Here is a 267-nt window from a genome sequence, read left to right on the forward strand (position 1 = left end):
TAGTACGAGAGGACCGGAGTGAACGCACCGCTGGTGTTCGGGTTGTCATGCCAATGGCACTGCCCGGTAGCTAAGTGCGGAAGAGATAAGTGCTGAAAGCATCTAAGCACGAAACTTGCCCCGAGATGAGTTCTCCCTGACCCTTTAAGGGTCCTGAAGGGACGTTGAAGACGACGACGTTGATAGGCCGGGTGTGTAAGCGCAGCGATGCGTTGAGCTAACCGGTACTAATGACCCGTGAGGCTTAACCTTACAACGCCAGAGGCG

At 55.1% G+C, this 267-nt stretch carries 1 rRNA gene; it reads left to right on the plus strand.

From position 1 onward, the window contains the following. A 23S ribosomal RNA gene (locus tag CBW22_RS23510) occupies positions 1-252 on the plus strand; the annotation flags it as partial. Positions 253-267: the final 15 nt, after the last annotated feature.

The sequence above is a fragment of the Pantoea sp. VS1 genome, assembly GCF_002207995.1.
Lineage (GTDB): Bacteria > Pseudomonadota > Gammaproteobacteria > Enterobacterales > Enterobacteriaceae > Pantoea > Pantoea dispersa.